Origin of the sequence: Anabaena sp. CCY 9613, from assembly GCF_963920895.1 — a bacterium.
Classification (GTDB): domain Bacteria; phylum Cyanobacteriota; class Cyanobacteriia; order Cyanobacteriales; family Nostocaceae; genus Cyanocohniella.
Genome location: NZ_CAWUDE010000003.1, coordinates 234724 through 253603, shown reverse-complemented (window position 1 = coordinate 253603; position 18880 = coordinate 234724). Strand labels below are relative to the sequence as shown.

Genomic DNA, 18880 nt, shown 5'->3' with positions numbered 1-18880 from the left:
TAAGAGGAAAAGTCAGAAATTCTCATTACCATAAGTAAATTAACGTATCATCTTTTCAGGATTTACGTAACCTACCACGTATTTTCGTCATTGCGACCGTAGGGAAGCAATCTCAAAGCCTTTATTTTCATGCCGAGTGCGTAAGTCCTACTTTTATTAAAGACGTATTTAAGCGTAACCATATTAATACCTTCCTTTAAGCCCGATAAATGCAAAACATTACACAGGCATTAGTTAAATGGCTTCCTACTGGTGCTGGAGCTGGTGTAACAGTTCATTTCCTCCTTAACCAACAATGGATACAGGCTGTAATTTCCACTTTTCTCACTGCCAGTTCCTCTCTTTGGGTGAAGTTTAGCGGCGAATTTATGAAAGCCCTAGAAGCGAAAGCAGAGGAAAAAGGTAAACAAGCTGGAGAATGGACTGCTAAACAAGCAGACGACTTACCAAATCAATTTATTAAAAAATTTTCAGGATTTGAGAGTAAGTATAAAAGGTTATTAGTTGATTTTTATTGTGACTTTGAGACCGAGGGGTTCAAAATTGGCTTACCTGTCTTGAATTTAGAAGATGTATTTGTACCGTTAAAAGTTGAGACAGGTAATTTAGAAAATATTCCTGGTGCAATGGTTTCTACTCAACACACCAGTCAACATTTTGAAAATCAAGAAATTTGGGATTTTTTAGCTGCTATTTATAAACAAAATATTTATCGCCGCATGGCTGTTATTGCTCCCCCTGGATATGGTAAAACAACCTTGCTGAAGCATTTAACTTTGACATATGCCAAAAATGGTCATAGCAAATATAAAGCACCGGCATTTTTACCAGTTTTATTGTACCTGCGCGATATCCGTGAAAAAATTACTAGCGATAATCCTCCAAATTTACCAGAATTAATTACCAATCACTTAAAAAATCAACCTGCTTTTGCTGAACTCAACCCCCAAACAGACTGGTTTAATCAACAATTAAAAAATGGTAAGTGTTTGGTCATGTTGGATGGATTGGATGAAGTCGCTGATAGTAATGAACGCTTGCAGGTAAGTAAATGGGTAAATCAGCAAATGGCTACTTATCGCCAAACAGCTTTTATTATTACTTCTCGTCCTTATGGTTATAGTAGTGCGCCTGTGGATGAGGTGAAAGTTATTTTAAAAGTTCTACCTTTCACCTTAGAGCAGATGAAGCAATTTATTAACAGTTGGTATCTGCAAACAGAAATTAGAAGTCGCGCAGGCAGAAATAATCAGGTAGTTAGGGCAGAAGCTGAGACAAATGCCGCCGATTTAATTGACCGGATTATTAATAATCGTGCTATAGCTGATATGGCAACAAATCCGCTTTTGGTAACAATGATTGCTACTGTTCACTATAGCGGTAGTGCTTTACCAGGACGGAGGGTAGAACTTTATCAAAAAATTTGTGATTTACTTTTGGGAACTCGACTAAATGCGAGAATTAAACCCCCTCTGACATCTGAACAATATAAATCGGTATTGCAAGTTTTGGCACTGGATTTGATGAAAAGGGAAACTCGCACTTTTGCACCAGCAAAAGTTGAGAGTTTAATTGATAAGGAACTGCAAACAATAGTTAATATTACATTAACGTCAGGAGAATTTTTAGAACAAGTTAAAGATGTGAGTGGGTTGATAGTTGAAAGAGAGCAAGGTATATTTGAATTTGCTCATTTGAGTTTTCAGGAATATTTAGCTGCGGCTGAGGTGAAGGAGTTGCAGCGAGAACAAATATTAATTGATAATTTTGATAATTCTTGGTGGGCGGAAACAATTCGCCTTTATGCGGCTCAAAGTGATGCCACTAATTTGATTCAAGCAGCGTTTCTAAATCAAACAGTTGCCTCTTTAACTTTGGCTTATGATTGTTGGAAAGAAAGTAAGAAAGTAGAACTACAAACAAAACTATATCTGGAAAATATTCTTGAAGATGGATTGATATCTAAAAAGGCCAAAATTGCCCAAATAGCAGCACAGGTGAAATTGACCAGAAGGTTAAATAACTTATTGCGAATTAATGAAACACAAGAAATAGATCAAAGTTATCTTACTTGGGCAGAGTATCAGGAGTTTATCAAAGATACTTTTGGAACAAATACTGTTGAACAAGGCTTTTTACCAGTTGATGTGAATAATATTTCTCCCACTCAACCTGTCACGGGAATTAATTTTCAAGCTGCTAATCGTTTTTGTGCTTGGTTGAGTTTAAACTCTAATTTTGATAACAACCTAATTCGTTATAGATTACCCACAGAAGCAGAAGCAAACCAGTATCCAGCCAGAGAAGAGAAGCATCTTACCTGTTGGACTCAGGAAAACCGCACTGATGGAGAAGAAATCAGGGTTGTGAAAGATCAATGGCCAGAACAATACAGACAACTTTTGGAACACTTAGCTGCTGGAAATTGGCGCGAGGCTGATGAGGAGACAGCTAAAATGATGCTGAAAGTAACTAAACGAGAACGTGAAGGGTTTTTAGACGTTGATGCTATTGAAAAATTTCCCTGCTCTGACCTCCGTACTATTGACCAACTGTGGGTACAATATAGTGAGGGTCGCTTTGGTTTGAGTGTTCAGAAGCGTATTTACGAAGAACAAGGGAAAGAATGGTCTAAGATGTATAGCGCATTAGACTGGTCAAGTAGGATATATGATTATATAAAAGCCCCAGAAGGACACCTACCGTACTTTATGGTGGGATTGGTGGGATTAGATTTCGGGAGACTTGAAGGGGTAGGAGTAAGGCTCTTCTCTCGCGCAGAGACTTGTAAATTCTAACCTATAAAGCTTTCAGGCAATCTATAAACATTTTTTATTACCTACTTTTCTACGACGTTTCAAGGTTTCCCGGTTTTCGATACCTGGCACTCCCCCCTGGTGGTTGATAGCAGTTCGCCATAACAAATTTATCAGCTACTTTCTGAATTTCTGGGTCTGTTGCTTCCCATGTATTCCAAGGTAGATTCATTTGTCCTGGTGATGTTTTCTTCTTATTCGGCTTTCCTTTCAACTTCATTCCTGCTAATAGCTTGCTTCCCCAATGGTTACGCTTTTCTGGTTTTGGCTTTGGCTTTGGCTTGTACTTGCGACAAAACTCCCGATATCTAGCAGCACACTTATCTAGAGTCTTTCCCAGCCATAAAAATGCAGGATGCCATTCTGTTAAGCCAAAAATAATAAAAAAGAGCGGGTCAAAAACCCGCCCCTAAAGTAATATTAATTCAACTAGCGATCGCTACTCAATTAGCAATTTCTGGCGCTTTCAAAGATAGCTGTGGTGCCTCTTTTTGCTGCGCTAGAGTCGGCACAGAATCACGCAACCTTTCTGTTAACTGCACTGTGGTTGCGTCATACATCTGAGTCAATAATTTGGGATAAAACCCAATACCAATAATTGGCACCAACAAACAAGCAATGATAAACACTTCGCGGGGTTCCGCATCTATCAAAGCTTGGTGGGAAACTAATTCTTCGTTTTCTTGACCGTAGAAAATTTCCCGCAACATAGACAGCAAATAAATTGGAGTTAAAATTACCCCAACTGCCATCAAGAACACCACGATAACTTTAAAAGTGGAGCTATAAGCATCGCTGGTGGCAAACCCAACAAACACCATTAATTCTGCTACAAAACCGCTCATACCTGGCAATGCTAAAGAAGCCATAGAACAGGTGGTGAACATAGCAAAAATCTTTTTCATCCTCTTACCGACACCACCCATTTCATCCAACATCAAGGTGTGTGTCCGGTCATAAGTTGCCCCTACAAGGAAGAACAAACTGGCCCCGATTAAACCGTGGGAAACCATTTGTAAAACTGCCCCACTTAACCCCAAATCAGTAAAGGAGGCAAAACCAATCAGCACAAAGCCCATGTGAGAAATTGAGGAGTAGGCAATTTTCCGCTTGAGGTTGCGCTGGGCAAAGGATGTCAGGGCAGCGTAGATAATATTCACCACCCCCAAAACCACTAACACCGGTGCAAAATAAGCATGGGCATCGGGGAGCATTTGGGCATTCATGCGAATTAAGGCATAACCGCCCATTTTCAGCAGAATCCCGGCTAGTAACATGTGTACGGGGGCTGTAGCCTCACCGTGGGCATCAGGTAGCCAAGTATGTAAGGGAATAATTGGCAATTTGACAGCGTAGGCAATTAAGAACCCGCCATACAATAACATCTGGAAATTTAAGGCGAAATCCTTCAAGGCGATCGCTCGCATGTCGAAAGTCACCGTATCGCCGTAAAATCCCATTGTCAGGGCAGACAGCAAAATAAATAGCGACCCGCCAGCGGTGTATAAAATGAATTTAGTTGCTGCGTATTGCCGCTTTTTGCCTCCCCAAATCGACAGCAGAAAATATATTGGTACCAGTTCTAGTTCCCACACCAGGAAAAATAACAGCATGTCCTGAACGGCGAACACGGCAATTTGACCGCCATACATCGCCAATATCAAGAAATAAAATAGCTTGGGCTTGAAGGTGACAGGCCAAGCTGCCAAAATCGCCAGTGTGGTAATGAATCCAGTCAAAATAATCAGGGGCATAGACAAGCCATCTGCCCCCACTGACCAATTCAAACCCAATTGTGGTACCCAGGGGTAACTTTCGACTAACTGCAAATCTGGATTGGAAAAGTCGTACCCAGTATAAAAGGCGTAAACAATTAGTGCAAAATCTATTAACCCCACAATCAGGGAGTACCAGCGCACTGTTTTGCCTTCTTTGTCAGGGATGATGGGAAGAAGTAGCGACGCCGCTATTGGTAACAAAATAATGGTCGTCAGCCACGGGAAATTAGCTGTATTCATCGCAATTCGTCTGCAATCAGAATCATGTTTGGCAAAAAGACACTAGCTATTTATTAAGTAACAGCTTTTTGGTTATTTAGTCTGGCTTGTTAGGTTGATTTAATAAAACAAAGAAAGATGAAGGAGGGAAAAGATATACCCTGCCTTCATCTCGTAAAACAGTGCTGAGTGCTGAAGAACCAGTGCTGAATGGCGAACTGGTGTGTTTGAGTAAGAAGAGAATTCAAAGTCACCACTCAACCATGAAGTTAGGTTATACCGAATAAAATCACTAAGCCCAAAACAGCCCCGAAGATAATTAAGGCATAGAATTGAGCGCGACCGTTTTCTAGGTATTTCAGCCCTTCACCACTTACCAGGGTGAAAAAGCCTGTGAGGTTAACTGCACCATCGACAACCCGGAAGTCAACTTCCATAACTTGTCTGGCTACACGACGTAAGCCCAAGACAAAGACACGATGGTAAATGTCATCAAAGTACCACTTGTTGAGGGATAGCTCGTAAAGTGGTTTGATTTGCGAGGCGATGGCAGCTGGGTTAATTTTACCCTGCAAGTACATCAGCGAAGCCAAGGTAATACCAATTAAGGAAATGCCCACAGAAGCCCCCGCCATCACGTAAAACTCTGACGGGTTAAACTCAGCGGCTTTTTCCAAAACTTCGGTGAGGGTTTCGCTAGGGGGAAAAATGAACTCCTCGAAGTAGTTGGCGTAGGGTGTCCCTACCAAACCAATCAAAATTGAAGGTATAGCTAACAATGCCAAAGGCAAAGTCATCGTCCACGGTGATTCATGGGGAGTATCACTGTGATGTCCGTGGGCGTCATGGGCATTATGTGCTGCTAATTCTCCTTGTTTCATTGCCCCAGGTCCAAAATTAGGCGCTGGTTCGGCTGACTCTAATTCCCAGACAATGGTGGATGCAGCTTGCTTAAGTTTGGTTTTGATTTTCTCGTCAGTACCCCGGAATTTGCCTTCAAATGTCATGAAATACATTCTGAACATGTAGAAAGCGGTAATCCCGGCGGTTAGCCAGCCAATCAACCACAAAAATGGGTTAGCTTCAAAAGCATTACCGAGAATTTCATCTTTTGACCAGAAGCCAGCAAATGGCGGAACACCAGAAATTGCCAAGCAACCAATCAAAAAGGTAATGCTGGTAACGGGCATATACTTTCTTAGTCCCCCCATCAAGCGCATATCCTGGGCTAAAGCAGGGTCATGACCAACAACGCCTTCCATACCGTGAATCACCGAACCAGAACCCAAGAACAGCATGGCCTTGAAATAGGCGTGAGTCATCAGGTGGAATAAACCAGCACTGTAGGAGCCTAGTCCCATTGCCATCACCATGTAGCCTAATTGGGAGATGGTGGAGTAAGCTAGACCCTTTTTGATGTCATTTTGGGTTATGGCGATGCTAGCCCCTAAAAACGCCGTAAATGCCCCGGTAAAGGCAATGACGTTCATGGCAACTGGCACGTGTTCAAAGACTGGATACATGCGGGCAATGAGGAACACCCCGGCTGCCACCATTGTTGCTGCGTGAATCAGGGCAGAAATGGGTGTGGGGCCTTCCATTGCATCTGGTAGCCAGACATGCAAAGGAAATTGGGCAGATTTAGCAACTGGCCCCAAGAACACTAAAATCGCCAAGAGAATGGCGAGGAAATTGCTCACAGAACCTGTTTCTACCAGTTGGGCCAGGCGATCGCCCATGACACCAAAATCAAAGCTGCCTGTGGCCCAAAACAGCCCTAAAATGCCGAGGAGTAAACCAAAGTCACCCACCCGGTTGGTGACAAATGCCTTTTGACAAGCATCTGCTGCGGCCTGGCGATCGTACCAAAAGCCCACGAGCAAGTAGGAACACATCCCCACAAGTTCCCAGAAAATGTAAATCTGTACCAGGTTGGGACTAACTACCAGACCTAACATCGAGGAACCAAACAAGCTGAGATAGGCGTAAAACCTCACATATCCTGGATCATGAGCCATATAGCCATCGGTGTAGACCATGACTAATAAAGCTACTGTGGTCACAATCACCAGCATCACAGATGTGAGGTGGTCGATAGTGTAGCCCATACTCAGGTGAAAATTACCTGCTGCTGCCCATTCTAGGGTGCGGATATAAGGCGCATGTCCTTGAATTTGGCTCCACAGCAAGGCCAACGAGAACGCCATCGCTGTTCCCATCAGGGAGATGATCACCACAGCGTTGAGTTGTCGCAGGCGGTTTGTCACCTGATTTAAAGAAATTAACCCTAGACCAACTAGCATTGCCCCTAAAAGGGGAAATACTGGAATTAGCCAGGCATATTGATAGATTACTTCCATCACTGACGCTTACTTTTAGAATTCTTGACTAACTTGGCGGAACTGTTAATAATTGTGACACACACCCTTGAGGATAAAATACCCCACCCAATGAGCTTTGGGCGGGGTAATTAAGCATGGTTTTATATTTTAGCGACTGGGGACTAAGTATTAGGTACGAAAAAAGAGTGTTATTCACGCCCAGTACCCAACCCCTCATCCCCTATTTACGCTGAACGACATTCTAAATCTGCTGTCATGGCACTGTTGTATGTTTTAGTGCGATTACTGTAAGTAAGATTAATTTGTTCTAAAGCCAAACGTAAATCGTCTCTGCCACGAAAACCTTCTAGGCGCTGCCGAACTATGCCGTTTTCTACTAGTAGTAAAGTAGGTAATGACTTTAGTCGATAAGCATTAGCCAGTTTAAAATTGTCGTCAGCATTGACCCCGACTAATTTAATTTGATCCCCACATTGAGCATTAAATTGCAACAATAAAGGATGAATAATGCGACACAAGCCGCACCAAGGTGCTTCAAAATGAACTAAAACAGGGATTGGTGATTCTAAAACTTCTTGAGTAAATGTCCGCTCACTAACCGACAACACCATGACGCCTCTAAAATTATAGGGTTTTGATATCAAAACTAGCTATCAGTCGTGGGAATTGGCAAGCTGCCCAGTGCCTAAGTCATGCTTTCAGGGTAAACATGATTGTGCAACTATTTCCGCTCTTATTTTAACTTTGATAAAAAAGCCAGTGCGAGTTCACGGTGACTTTTTTGTTTTTCAACTCCTGATTGCTGCTCTTGAGGGCATCAGACTACTTTGCCATCGCTCTCCCCAGATAGCCATTTGACCAGCAATATACTTTTATAAATTATCAAACTGACTGACCCCACTCCCACTGACAGCTGTTTGAATTTATCCTACATTGATTTGGTAGCAGTTGATAAGTGGAAATTTTCATGAATTTTGTATTTTTTGGGGATCATGGGGATCATCTGAAATTACCATTCTACCCTACTAGTCGCTACAAGCAATAGAGGATGTGCCCACCATAACAGACCTATAAAAATTGTTACTCCTAAATAGGCTGGACGGATAAATTCCTGCCATTTGATAGATTGACGACCATCAATAATTGCTTGGAAAGGAATAATTGAAGTCCGTTGTTTGGCAATTTCAAAAGCTTCTCCATAACGGGCAGCCAGGCGACGATCGCCATGCCAAACTCCAAACATATGGTGCAAAATCAAACCAATGGAAGTAACCAGTGTAAAACTAGTTCCTAACCACAGAGTATGGGCAACACACCAGATTATTTGCCCTACCATCTGCGGATGGCGGGTAATACGAATGATGCCTGTCTCGTAGAGGGAGACTTGGGGCTTTTGAATAGCGGCAATTTCTAGTAGATTGAAGGTGGCAGGATACAAAAACAAAAACGAAATTGCTGACAACACCCAAACAACGGACTTTACACCAGGTACGCCCTGCACCTGCCACAGTTGTAAGCCATCGTAACGATGATTAAAAAAATAAATAATTAAGATCACAGCCAACGGTAAACTAACTAATGCAAAAAAAATGCGATAAAGCCTTGGCCCGATATACTTCTCTGCCCAAGGACGTAGAGCGGCTCCTCCACTGTGGGCGATCGCAAAAGCTATTTGTAACCCCAACATGACAAAATGACTGGGAGTAAGCCAAGAATTCAGCATCGTATACATAGGTGAGGGAATTTAACAAAAATTTAATTCAGTACAACCAATACCACAAAGTATTCCCTAGGGAACTTTCGTCAAAATGTTGTGGTACTGTCTTTTTCGAGTCAAGCTTCCAAGTTTTAGATGCAACAAAACATTTGTGGCTAGAAAGCTATGACACTTGATTTGTTGCCAAAGCTGCTTTTTTCCAAGTTTGTGGGTTGAGCCTTATGTCTGACCTTCCTTTCACTTTAGATCAGTTACGTATCCTGAAAGCGATCGCTGTAGAAGGCAGCTTCAAGCGTGCCGCTGATAGTCTTTATGTCTCACAACCTGCTGTGAGCTTGCAAGTACAAAATTTAGAACGGCAACTGGATGTGCCCTTATTTGATCGGGGAGGACGCCGCGCACAATTAACCGAAGCGGGGCATTTACTCCTGAGCTATGGGGAAAAAATCCTCAGTTTATGCCAAGAAACTTGTCGCGCTATCGAGGATTTACAAAACCTCCAAGGCGGTACCTTAATTGTCGGTGCTTCTCAAACCACCGGCACTTATCTGTTGCCGAAAATGATCGGCATGTTCCGGCAAAAGTACCCCGATGTGGCAGTCCAACTACATGTCCACTCTACCCGGCGCACCGCTTGGAGTGTCGCTAATGGACAAGTTGATCTGGCGATTATCGGGGGAGAAATTCCCGCAGAACTGGGCGAATCTTTGGAAGTTATGCCTTACGCGGAAGATGAACTGGCACTGATTCTGCCCATATTTCATCCTTTTGCTAAACTCGAAACTATCCAAAAAGAAGACCTATATAAACTTCAATTCATTGCCCTCGACTCCCAATCAACTATCCGCAAAGTAATTGACCAGGTATTAGCACGCTGTGATATCGATACCAGGCGGTTTAAATTTGAAATGGAACTGAATTCCATAGAAGCAATTAAAAACGCCGTGCAATCAGGTTTAGGTGCTGCCTTTGTCTCTACTTCCGCCATCGCTAAAGAATTACAAATGGGTGTACTAAAATGCACTCCCATTGAAGGCGTTGTGGTGAAGCGGACGCTATGGCTGATTTTTAATCCTAATCGTTATCGCTCCAAAGCAGCAGAAGCCTTTAGTCAGGAAATTCTCCCGCAATTTGCTACTCCAGACTGGAATCAAGACATGTTAAAATTATCACACAAAAAACTAGTGGTAAATACACTGGATGCAGCAACCCCAAGTTCCTCTGACGCAGGCTAACATCTAGTCATTAGTCCTTTGTTTTTTGGCAAATGACTAAATAATTACTAATTCGTAGTTCGTAATTCGTAATTAATAAGTTCAGGAAACCATTTCCCTAATTTATTGATTAAAAAAAGACAATTTATTTGTTGTTTTGTCGAGTAACTCCTTGGATTGATGGCATGACAATTACGAATTACGAATTAACAATTACGAATTATTCTGACTAATGACTAAAAACTAAAATGGAAGTCTACTGCACCCGTCCTCGCTGTCCGCGCCCTAAAAATTATTTTGCGGATTTAGATGATGTCACAACATTAAGAACAACACAGCAAAAATACTGCACTACCTGTGGGATGCCACTTCTGCTGGATGGTCGGTATGTACCCATTAAATTACTGGGAAAAGGTGGTTTTGGTGCAGCTTTTCTCGCACGCGATCGCCGGATTCCCGGAATGCGTGAGTGTGTAGTTAAGCAATTCCAACCGGCGGGAAATTTAAGCTCTACTCAACTAGAATTAGCTCAACAGCTGTTTGAAAGAGAAGCTGAAGTTCTCGCCCAAATTGGCAACGAACATGAGCAAATACCTGACTTGTTTGCTTTTTTTCCCGTGGTAGTTAATAGCTTGCAACCAGGACACCAAGACCAATTTTTTTACTTAGTTCAAGAATACATTGATGGGCTAAATCTCGAAGAAGAGTTAATACAAAATGGTAAATTTTCGGAACAGCAGGTTATAGAAGTACTGTCAGAAATTCTCAAAGTATTACAGTTTGTTCACGATAGACGCATTATTCACCGAGATATCAAGCCTTCTAATATTATGCGTCGTCGGGATGGCAAACTTTTTCTGTTGGATTTTGGTGCAGTTAAGCAAGTCACAAATGCCCCATCAGCAGGTGCTGGTTCTTCTACAGGTATTTACTCTATGGGATTTGCCCCACCTGAGCAAATGGCAGGTAATCAAGTCTTTCCATCCACAGACTTGTATGCTTTGGCTGTAACTATGCTGAATTTGCTCACAGGTCAAGAAGCAAATCAGTTATTTGATGCCTATAGTAACCAGTGGAAATGGCGCTCTCAAGTAAGTATTAATCCTCAACTCGCCGATATTTTAGATAAAATGCTGCTAGCAGCGGCTAATCAACGCTTTCAATCAGCTAATGAGGTGCTGACAGCCCTGAATCAGCCATCCACACTCCCTGTTATACCCAAACCGCAGCCGCCCCACATACAGCCCCAAGCAACACCATCTCAACCGAATTTTGCTACTTGGGAATTATTAAGTAGTGCCGCTTTTAGTGGCTTTGAAGGGGCATTAATTGCCATCGCTTTGTTTAGCTTATTGCCATCAGCTATTATTACCTTGCCAGTAGCCGCCTTAATTTTAGGGATACTAATTTTTGCCCAAACTAAGCGGTGGATTGAAAAATTCGATTTATTAATAATTTCGGGAATCACCTTCGCTATTATCGTTTTTACTCCCTGGTTCCGGGGAGATTTAGGCATTGGAGAAATCACGCTTTTAGCAGTTGCAGCTGCTTTAGTCACGATTGCTGTGACAGCAATATTTCGCCTGATTTATAAATTATTATCTTTGATATTTTAATTAAAATTAAAAAAATTAGATATGTCTTCTAAGAAAGAAACTACTATTCTTGTTTTATCTTTGCTAGTTACATTAGGCTTAGTAGGTACTGGTTTGTGGTTATTTCAAAATCGAATTTTCCCCCAAAACCAGTCAAGTAATAATTTAACAACTGATAATCAATCGATTGCTGACCGCATTAGTTTTGGAGAAAAAACTTTAAATGCTGGTGAAATAACGCCAGTCAAAAAAGAGGGAATACAGGCGTTAGCTAATGAAAATTATCCTCAAGCGATCGCTAGTTTAGAAGCATCCTTAAAACTCCAGCGTAATGACCCAGAAGCGCTGATATATCTAAATAATGCCCGTATTGGGTCTTCTCAAAGTTACACCATTGTTGCGTCTGTACCCTTAGGTACCGACCCCAACGCTTCTTTAGAAATTTTACGTGGCACTGCCCAAGTGCAAAATGCCGTTAATACTTCTGGAGGAATTAACGGAGTACCCTTAAAGGTCGGTATCGCTAATGACGATAATAATCCAGAAATAGCCCAACAAATTGCGGCTACCTTAGTCAAAAATCCGCAAATATTAGGCGTTGTTGGCCCTAATAGTAGTGATACGACTTTAGGGGCAGGCAAGATTTATAATTCGGGAAAACTGGTAGCTATTTCTCCCACCAGCACTTCGGTAAAAATTTCTAATTTTAGCCCCTACGTTTTTCGCACGGTTCCCAGTGATTTTATTGCTGCTAGAAGTTTAGCCAACTATATGGTAAAAAATTTGCAGCAAAAAAATGCCGTGGTTTTCTTTAATTCCCAGAGTAATTACAGCCAGTCCTTAAAATCAGAGTTCGTTTCTTCTGTTTTGTTAGAGGGTGGACAAGTATCACGGGAATTTGACTTGTCTCAAGCCAACTTTAGTGCGGCGCAAAGTCTAGAACAAGCCAAGCAGCAAGGTGCAAAAGTGTTGATGTTAGCAACCAATACTGACACTTTAGATAAAGCCTTACAAGTAGTTCAACTCAACCAGAAGCAATTAAGTCTTCTTGGGGGTGATGATGTGTACACAGTTAAAACTTTAGAAATTGGCAGAGATCAAGCAGTGGGAATGGTGGTAGCAGTTCCCTGGCATATTGCAGGCGATACCACATCAAAATTTCCCCAAGAATCGCGGCAGTTATGGGGTGGTGATGTCAGCTGGCGCACTGCCCTGGCCTATGATGCCACGGTGGCACTCATTGTGGCATTAGAACGTAATCCTACCCGTTCTGGAGTCCAACAAGCACTTGCATCATCTGATTTTGCTGCTCTTGGTGCTTCTGGAGCAATTCGATTTTTACCCTCAGGCGATCGCAATGCGGCTGTACAACTAGTACAAATAGTTACTGGTAATCGTTCGCGTACTGGCTATGACTTTGAACCACTCAGGTAAACCGTGGCGTTTTCTAGAACAATTTACCTTTGGGAAGGCGAGAAAATAGGCGATCGCTGCATCCACTGGTCAAGAAATTAGTTTATCCTGGAAATAGTGAAAGTTTAAGAAATTTTAAGCTCTGTTTCCAAAATACTCATGCAATGCATTGTTAATCGCCGCGCTCAGTTTTCGGCTAGTCATCGCTATTGGTTACCAGAATTGAGTGAAGCCGAGAATACTGAGAAATTTGGTGCTTGTTCGAGATTTCCCGGACATGGACACAACTATGTTTTATTCATCTCTCTAGCGGGAGAATTGGATCAATATGGCATGGTGTTGAACTTGTCTGATGTGAAACATGTAATTAAGCACGAAATTACCAGCCAACTAGACTTTTCTTATCTCAATGATGTGTGGGCAGATTTTCAAGAAACTCTACCTACAACTGAGAATATTGCACGGGTTATCTGGCAACGTTTAGCACCCCACTTGCCTTTAGTCCGTGTACAGTTATTTGAACATCCTGAACTTTGGGCAGATTATATAGGAAACGGAATGGAAGCCTACCTCAACATCAGCACTCACTTTAGCGCCGCCCATCGGCTGGCTCATCCTGACCTGAGTAACGAAGAAAATTCCCAGATTTATGGTAAATGCGCCCGTCCTCATGGTCACGGACATAACTACCATTTAGAAGTTACCGTAAAAGGGGAAATTGATTCGCGCACGGGGATGATTGTCGACTTAGGTGCTTTAAATCAGGTAATAGAAGATTATGTGGTAGAACCATTTGATCACACCTTTTTAAATAAAGATATTCCCTTCTTTGCCAACGTTGTACCCACAGCTGAAAATATCGCACTTTACATTAGTAATTTACTGCGATCGCCTATTCAGGAATTAGGCGCTACATTGTACAAAATAAAACTGATTGAAAGTCCCAATAACTCCTGTGAAATTTATTGCACAAATTCAGAAACCAAGAATGTCAGTACAATCACACAAGAGCCAGTTTTAGCGCGTATATAGTCTACCAACTGGATTTTAAAAAATCTCTAATATCCCCGGTTTCTTGAAGAAGTCGGGGATATGTGTTTTGAGTTAATTTAATTTAACGTGACGTGAGTTCGACGGAGTTTAAAAACCCCCTAAACCCATTTTTTTTTGGGAATAACATTTCTGATAGAGACGAATTTTGTAATTCGTTCTTAATAATGACTTAATATTAATATTTTTTATGTTAAGTATTTTCTGCATTAAACAGTACTCTCTAGGACACTTGCAATAAATAGCTCATACAGTGCCCCATGAGAAAGTAAACTACCAACATAGCAGCCGCAGCAAGTGCCACCAATGTCCCCGCCAGCATTAAAGAAAATTCTTTATGCTCAACAGCTTTCTCCATGAGGTGGAGTGACCACGCTACCAGCGCCACATCAAATAGTAAAATAGGGATCAACATATTTCTTAATATTTATTCATACTCGTAAACTAATGTTAACACTGTTTTAGAGAACTGTATCTAACTTGTGATAGATGTGATTACTTTTCGATCATGTTGAACACATCATGATAATAATCGAATTGGCACCGAGCGATCGCCTAGATAATTTTTGATCTCGGCTACGCTTAATTGTCCATAATGCAGTAATGATGCTAGTAATGCAGCTTCGGCTTTACCCTCAGTTAGTGCCGTATAGATATGTTCACAGTTACCTGCACCACCAGAAGCAATCACAGGAACTTGTACAGATTCAGCGATGGCTCTTGTTAACTCCAGGTCGTAGCCAGCTTGAGTCCCATCAGCATCCATACTAGTGACTAGGAGTTCTCCTGCACCTCGTCTTTCAACTTCTTGTGCCCAACGTAAAGCATCTAAGCCGGTGTTTTCCCTACCACCTCGCACGTACACATCCCAGCCGGGATTGTTGGGGTCAATCCTGCGTCTAGCATCAATAGCAACAACTATGCACTGATTACCAAAGCGATCGCTTGCCCGATCAATCAAGTCTGGATCACGTACTGCCGCAGAATTAATACTAACCTTGTCTGCGCCTGCCCGTAACAAAGCTTTAACATTTTCTAAGGATTGAATCCCACCACCTACAGTCAAAGGAATAAAGACCTGTTCAGCGGTGCGGTACACCACATCAATAATTGTATCCCGGTCTTCATGAGTGGCTGTAATATCCAGAAACACTAACTCATCAGCACCAGCCTCATTGTAAACTTTTGCTAGTTCTACGGGATCACCTGCATCCTTGAGATCTACAAAGTTAACTCCTTTTACAACCCGTCCCGCCTTAACATCTAAACACGGTAAGATTCTTTTAGACAACATAATAACTTTTTCACTCCTGGGTAATCATCCGGAATTTAAATTCTAAATTGGTGCGCGCAGTTCCCACAAAAAATTTTTGCACCCGTGTTTAGTCGCGGCCATTGTGGCCTCGATGGCACTCAAACAGTCCTCAAGTCAAAGTTGATAGCTGAATTATGGCGATAATCTCCTCGAAAAAACAGCCTCAAGAACCCAACGGACAACCAAAGCAGCGTCAGGAGTCTGCGCCCAAACCCTCCCATGAAAATATTTTGCAACCGGAAGCTGCTGTTGATGAACAAGGTAAGCAAGAAGAGAGTATCCGGCCGCAGCGATTTGCTGATTACATTGGGCAGAAAGACTTAAAGGATGTGTTAGATATTGCCATCAAAGCAGCTAAGTCACGCAGTGAGGTGTTGGATCATTTGCTGCTATATGGGCCTCCGGGATTAGGTAAAACAACAATGGCCATGATTTTAGCATCGGAGATGGGAGTAAACTACAAAATTACCAGTGCGCCAGCGTTAGAGCGTCCAAGGGATATTGTAGGGCTACTAGTGAACCTTAAACCCGGAGATATATTATTTATTGATGAAATTCACCGTCTTTCGCGGATGACCGAAGAAATTCTTTATCCGGCCATGGAAGATTATCGCTTAGATATCACCATTGGCAAGGGTTCCAGCGCCCGGATAAGAAGTGTACCACTGACTAAATTTACCTTGGTGGGAGCCACAACCCGTGTGGGTGCCTTAACTTCACCATTGCGCGATCGCTTCGGGTTAGTTCAGAAATTGCGCTTTTATGAAGTTGACGAACTCAGCCAAATTGTCTTACGCAGTGCTGAATTTCTCAAAACTCCCATTGCCCAAGATGGAGCTACAGAAATTGCCCGTCGTTCCCGTGGGACGCCCCGTATCGCTAATAGATTACTTAAGCGTGTACGTGATTATGCGGAAGTTAAATTATCTGGTGAAATTACAGAAAGTGTCGCAGCGGAGGCATTACAACTATTTCAAGTCGATCCATGCGGTTTAGATTGGACAGACCGCCGAATGTTGAGTGTAATTATTGAACAATTTAACGGTGGCCCAGTGGGATTAGAAACAATAGCCGCCGCCACAGGTGAAGATACCCAAACAATTGAAGAAGTCTATGAACCGTACCTGATGCAAATTGGTTATTTAAGCCGCACTCCTCGCGGTAGAACAGCCACAACCGCAGCCTACAAGCATTTAGGATTTAAGCCACCTAATGAACAGTTGTCGTTGTTGTAGCCGATAATGACATTCTTACCGCCAAGCTGATGCTATGGCGGGGGGAATCAACGTGTTCATAGTGAAATCAGCAGAGGGAGTGAGGCTACGGTGTACACACAAGTGTTATCAAGTTGCCTAACAGGTTCCGATCCCCTTCAAAAAGCAGGGCTGTTTAGTTCCCTAAAATGGTTAAAATTGCAAGGGTCAAAAAAATTAAAATTGAGACAAGCTGACAATTTTGGCAAGAAATTTTTGCGCCTTTGCGCGCCAGTTAAAGTTACTAAGTGTTGAACCTGAATTTATGAGAAATTCTTTCATGCCAAAAATTCGTCTTTCTAATGGAACGAAGATATTTTGTCTACAAAAAGACGAAGCCCGATTAATGTATCAGGAGGTACAGAATTATGTGAAACACGGTATTCAGATCAATGCAGGTGATACCGTTTTTGATGTTGGCGCAAATATAGGATTATTTACACTTTGGTTATTTGAAAAATTTAATCATCAAATTAATGTTTATTCTTTTGAACCCATACCTGATATTTATGAAGTATTGAATGCTAATGTTAAGGGTTTGAATGCTGAAAATATCAAATTATTTCCTTGTGGGCTTTCACAACAATCTGGTGAGGTAAAATTCACTTATTATCCAAATATGACATTTGGTTCCACTGCATACCCAATTATAAAAAACTCAGAAATAGATGACCTCAAAGATATAGCTGTAGCAAATTTCAAACATTTTCCTGCTTCGATTTCCTGGTTACGGTGGTTGCCATATTCTGTGTTCTCAAGAATTATCAATTATAAATTGACAAGCAGTTTTCAAGGACAACAAGTTGATTGTCAATTAAAAACTATTTCAGAAATTATTTTTGAACATCAAATTGAGCAAATTGATTTATTAAAAGTGGATGTGGAAAAAAGTGAAATGGATGTGTTATTGGGTATTAAAGATGAGGATTGGAAAAAAATTAAGCAAGTTTTTGTAGAAGTACATAATTTGGATTTTCGTATAGATCAAATCAGATATTTACTGAAAGATAAAGGATTTAAAAATATTAAAATTGAACAAGAACCTATACTCAATGGATCTGATATTTTTAGTTTGTATGCTTGGTAACAGTATTATGAAATATCCAAATTCTCGATGAAATCCAGTAACTGAGATATCTGCAAAAATGCAAAATGCATTAACTGTAAACTTTGTAGAGACGTTTAAGGAAAATTTCTATATTCTTGGCTGGATATGTATTTTATTGTTAACTAATAATTAAAGATTGTTTTATGATCAATGATGTTGCACATAAAAAAGAATTAAATGATTAAAATAATTGGTATTTTTCTAAGTCTATTACTTGTGTTTGGCTGGAGTAAACCAGTTATGGCAGTATCCCCACCGCCTAGCATTACTCAAGAACAGTTACAACAGGGAGATGAATTAGCAAATAAGGCTTTTACAGCTACGAATAAAGGTGATTTTGCCACGGCAGAAACTTACTGGACACAGATTATAGAACAATTTCCCACCAATGCCGGTGCATGGAGTAACCGGGGCAATTCGCGGGTGAGTCAGAATAAGTTACAAGCTGCATTGACAGATTACAACCAAGCCATAGAATTGGCTCCCAATGCCACCGATCCTTATTTGAATCGTGGTACAGCCTTGGAAGGTTTGGGAAAATGGGAAGAGGCGATCGCAGATTATAATCATGTCCTGGAACTTGATCCGAATGATGCGATGGCTTACAACAATCGAGGTAATGCCAAATCAGGGTTGGGAAAATGGGAAGAGGCGATCGCAGATTATCAAAAATCAGCAGAAATTGCCCCAAATTTTGCCTTTGCCCGTGCCAATTATGCCCTCGCCCTTTATGAAACTGGTAAAACTGACCAAGCCATCCGCGAAATGAAGAACATAGTCCGCAAATATCCCCAATTTGCCGATATGCGCGCCGCCCTCACAGCAGCTTACTGGGTAAATGGCAATAAAGGTGAAGCGGAAAGTAATTGGGTGGCAGCTTACGGACTAGATAATCGCTACAAAAATATGGACTGGGTAACAAATATCCGCCGTTGGCCTCCCAGTATGGTGGTAGCTTTAGATAAATTTTTGAAACTTCAGTAAGTATTACTGATTCTAGATTCCAGGCTAGCCATCAAAAACCTGTCTGGTAAACCTTCTGTAAACTGTCCCTGTTTTC

15 protein-coding genes are annotated in these 18880 nt (G+C 41.6%); 8 read left to right on the top strand and 7 right to left on the bottom strand.

The window, feature by feature from the left end; translation table 11 throughout:
* The first annotated feature begins 209 nt into the window (after positions 1–209).
* Positions 210–2798 carry a GUN4 domain-containing protein gene (locus tag ACM0OT_RS04905; protein ID WP_414563217.1) on the top strand — a complete coding sequence of 863 codons (2589 nt, stop codon included), beginning with the start codon at positions 210–212 and terminating at the stop codon, positions 2796–2798.
* Positions 2799–2847: 49 nt separating this feature from the next.
* On the opposite strand, the gene ACM0OT_RS04900 is transcribed toward ACM0OT_RS04905, so the two are convergent.
* From ACM0OT_RS04900 to ACM0OT_RS04880, 5 genes are all read right to left on the bottom strand, one after another.
* The gene (locus tag ACM0OT_RS04900; protein ID WP_414542851.1) at positions 2848–3036 is read right to left on the bottom strand and encodes a hypothetical protein; all 189 of its coding nucleotides are present in this window, start codon (positions 3034–3036) and stop codon (positions 2848–2850) included.
* A gap of 223 nt (positions 3037–3259) precedes the next feature.
* Positions 3260–4834 (bottom strand): NAD(P)H-quinone oxidoreductase subunit 4, encoded by a 1575-nt coding sequence (locus ACM0OT_RS04895; protein ID WP_414542852.1) that lies wholly within the window; start codon positions 4832–4834, stop codon positions 3260–3262.
* A 248-nt stretch (positions 4835–5082) separates the two neighbouring features.
* Entirely contained in the window at positions 5083–7173 is a 2091-nt protein-coding gene (locus ACM0OT_RS04890; RefSeq protein WP_414563214.1) for an NAD(P)H-quinone oxidoreductase subunit 5, read from the bottom strand.
* A 206-nt stretch (positions 7174–7379) separates the two neighbouring features.
* Positions 7380–7766, bottom strand: a complete 387-nt coding sequence (locus tag ACM0OT_RS04885) for a thioredoxin family protein (RefSeq protein WP_414563212.1) — start codon at positions 7764–7766, stop codon at positions 7380–7382.
* Positions 7767–8164: 398 nt separating this feature from the next.
* Positions 8165–8878, bottom strand: coding sequence for an NnrU family protein (locus ACM0OT_RS04880; RefSeq protein WP_414563210.1), 714 nt, complete (start codon positions 8876–8878; stop codon positions 8165–8167).
* A 215-nt stretch (positions 8879–9093) separates the two neighbouring features.
* Here ACM0OT_RS04880 and ACM0OT_RS04875 point away from each other — a divergent pair, with 215 nt between their 5' ends.
* The 4 genes from ACM0OT_RS04875 (at position 9094) to ACM0OT_RS04860 (ending at position 14126) form a co-directional block, all read left to right on the top strand.
* Positions 9094–10107, top strand: a complete 1014-nt coding sequence (locus ACM0OT_RS04875) for a LysR family transcriptional regulator (RefSeq protein WP_414563208.1) — start codon at positions 9094–9096, stop codon at positions 10105–10107.
* Between the two features lie 227 nt (positions 10108–10334).
* Positions 10335–11702: a protein kinase domain-containing protein gene (locus tag ACM0OT_RS04870; protein WP_414563206.1), complete on the top strand. Its 1368-nt coding sequence runs from the start codon at positions 10335–10337 to the stop codon at positions 11700–11702.
* A gap of 21 nt (positions 11703–11723) precedes the next feature.
* The gene (locus ACM0OT_RS04865) at positions 11724–13115 is read left to right on the top strand and encodes an ABC transporter substrate-binding protein (protein ID WP_414563205.1); all 1392 of its coding nucleotides are present in this window, start codon (positions 11724–11726) and stop codon (positions 13113–13115) included.
* Positions 13116–13253: 138 nt separating this feature from the next.
* Positions 13254–14126: a 6-carboxytetrahydropterin synthase gene (locus tag ACM0OT_RS04860; protein ID WP_414563203.1), complete on the top strand. Its 873-nt coding sequence runs from the start codon at positions 13254–13256 to the stop codon at positions 14124–14126.
* A 241-nt stretch (positions 14127–14367) separates the two neighbouring features.
* On the opposite strand, the gene ACM0OT_RS04855 is transcribed toward ACM0OT_RS04860, so the two are convergent.
* Both ACM0OT_RS04855 and hisF read right to left on the bottom strand, forming a co-directional pair.
* The gene (locus ACM0OT_RS04855) at positions 14368–14559 is read right to left on the bottom strand and encodes a hypothetical protein (protein ID WP_414542859.1); all 192 of its coding nucleotides are present in this window, start codon (positions 14557–14559) and stop codon (positions 14368–14370) included.
* Between the two features lie 105 nt (positions 14560–14664).
* On the bottom strand, positions 14665–15438 hold the full coding sequence (gene hisF / locus ACM0OT_RS04850; RefSeq protein WP_414563201.1) for an imidazole glycerol phosphate synthase subunit HisF: 774 nt from the start codon (positions 15436–15438) through the stop codon (positions 14665–14667).
* Positions 15439–15593: 155 nt separating this feature from the next.
* Between hisF and ruvB the strand changes: the two genes are divergently transcribed.
* The 3 genes from ruvB (at position 15594) to ACM0OT_RS04835 (ending at position 18804) form a co-directional block, all read left to right on the top strand.
* Positions 15594–16694, top strand: a complete 1101-nt coding sequence (gene ruvB, locus ACM0OT_RS04845) for a Holliday junction branch migration DNA helicase RuvB (RefSeq protein WP_414563199.1) — start codon at positions 15594–15596, stop codon at positions 16692–16694.
* A gap of 220 nt (positions 16695–16914) precedes the next feature.
* Positions 16915–17799 (top strand): FkbM family methyltransferase, encoded by an 885-nt coding sequence (locus ACM0OT_RS04840; protein WP_414563197.1) that lies wholly within the window; start codon positions 16915–16917, stop codon positions 17797–17799.
* Positions 17800–17997: 198 nt separating this feature from the next.
* Entirely contained in the window at positions 17998–18804 is an 807-nt protein-coding gene (locus tag ACM0OT_RS04835; RefSeq protein ID WP_414563196.1) for a tetratricopeptide repeat protein, read from the top strand.
* Positions 18805–18880: the final 76 nt, after the last annotated feature.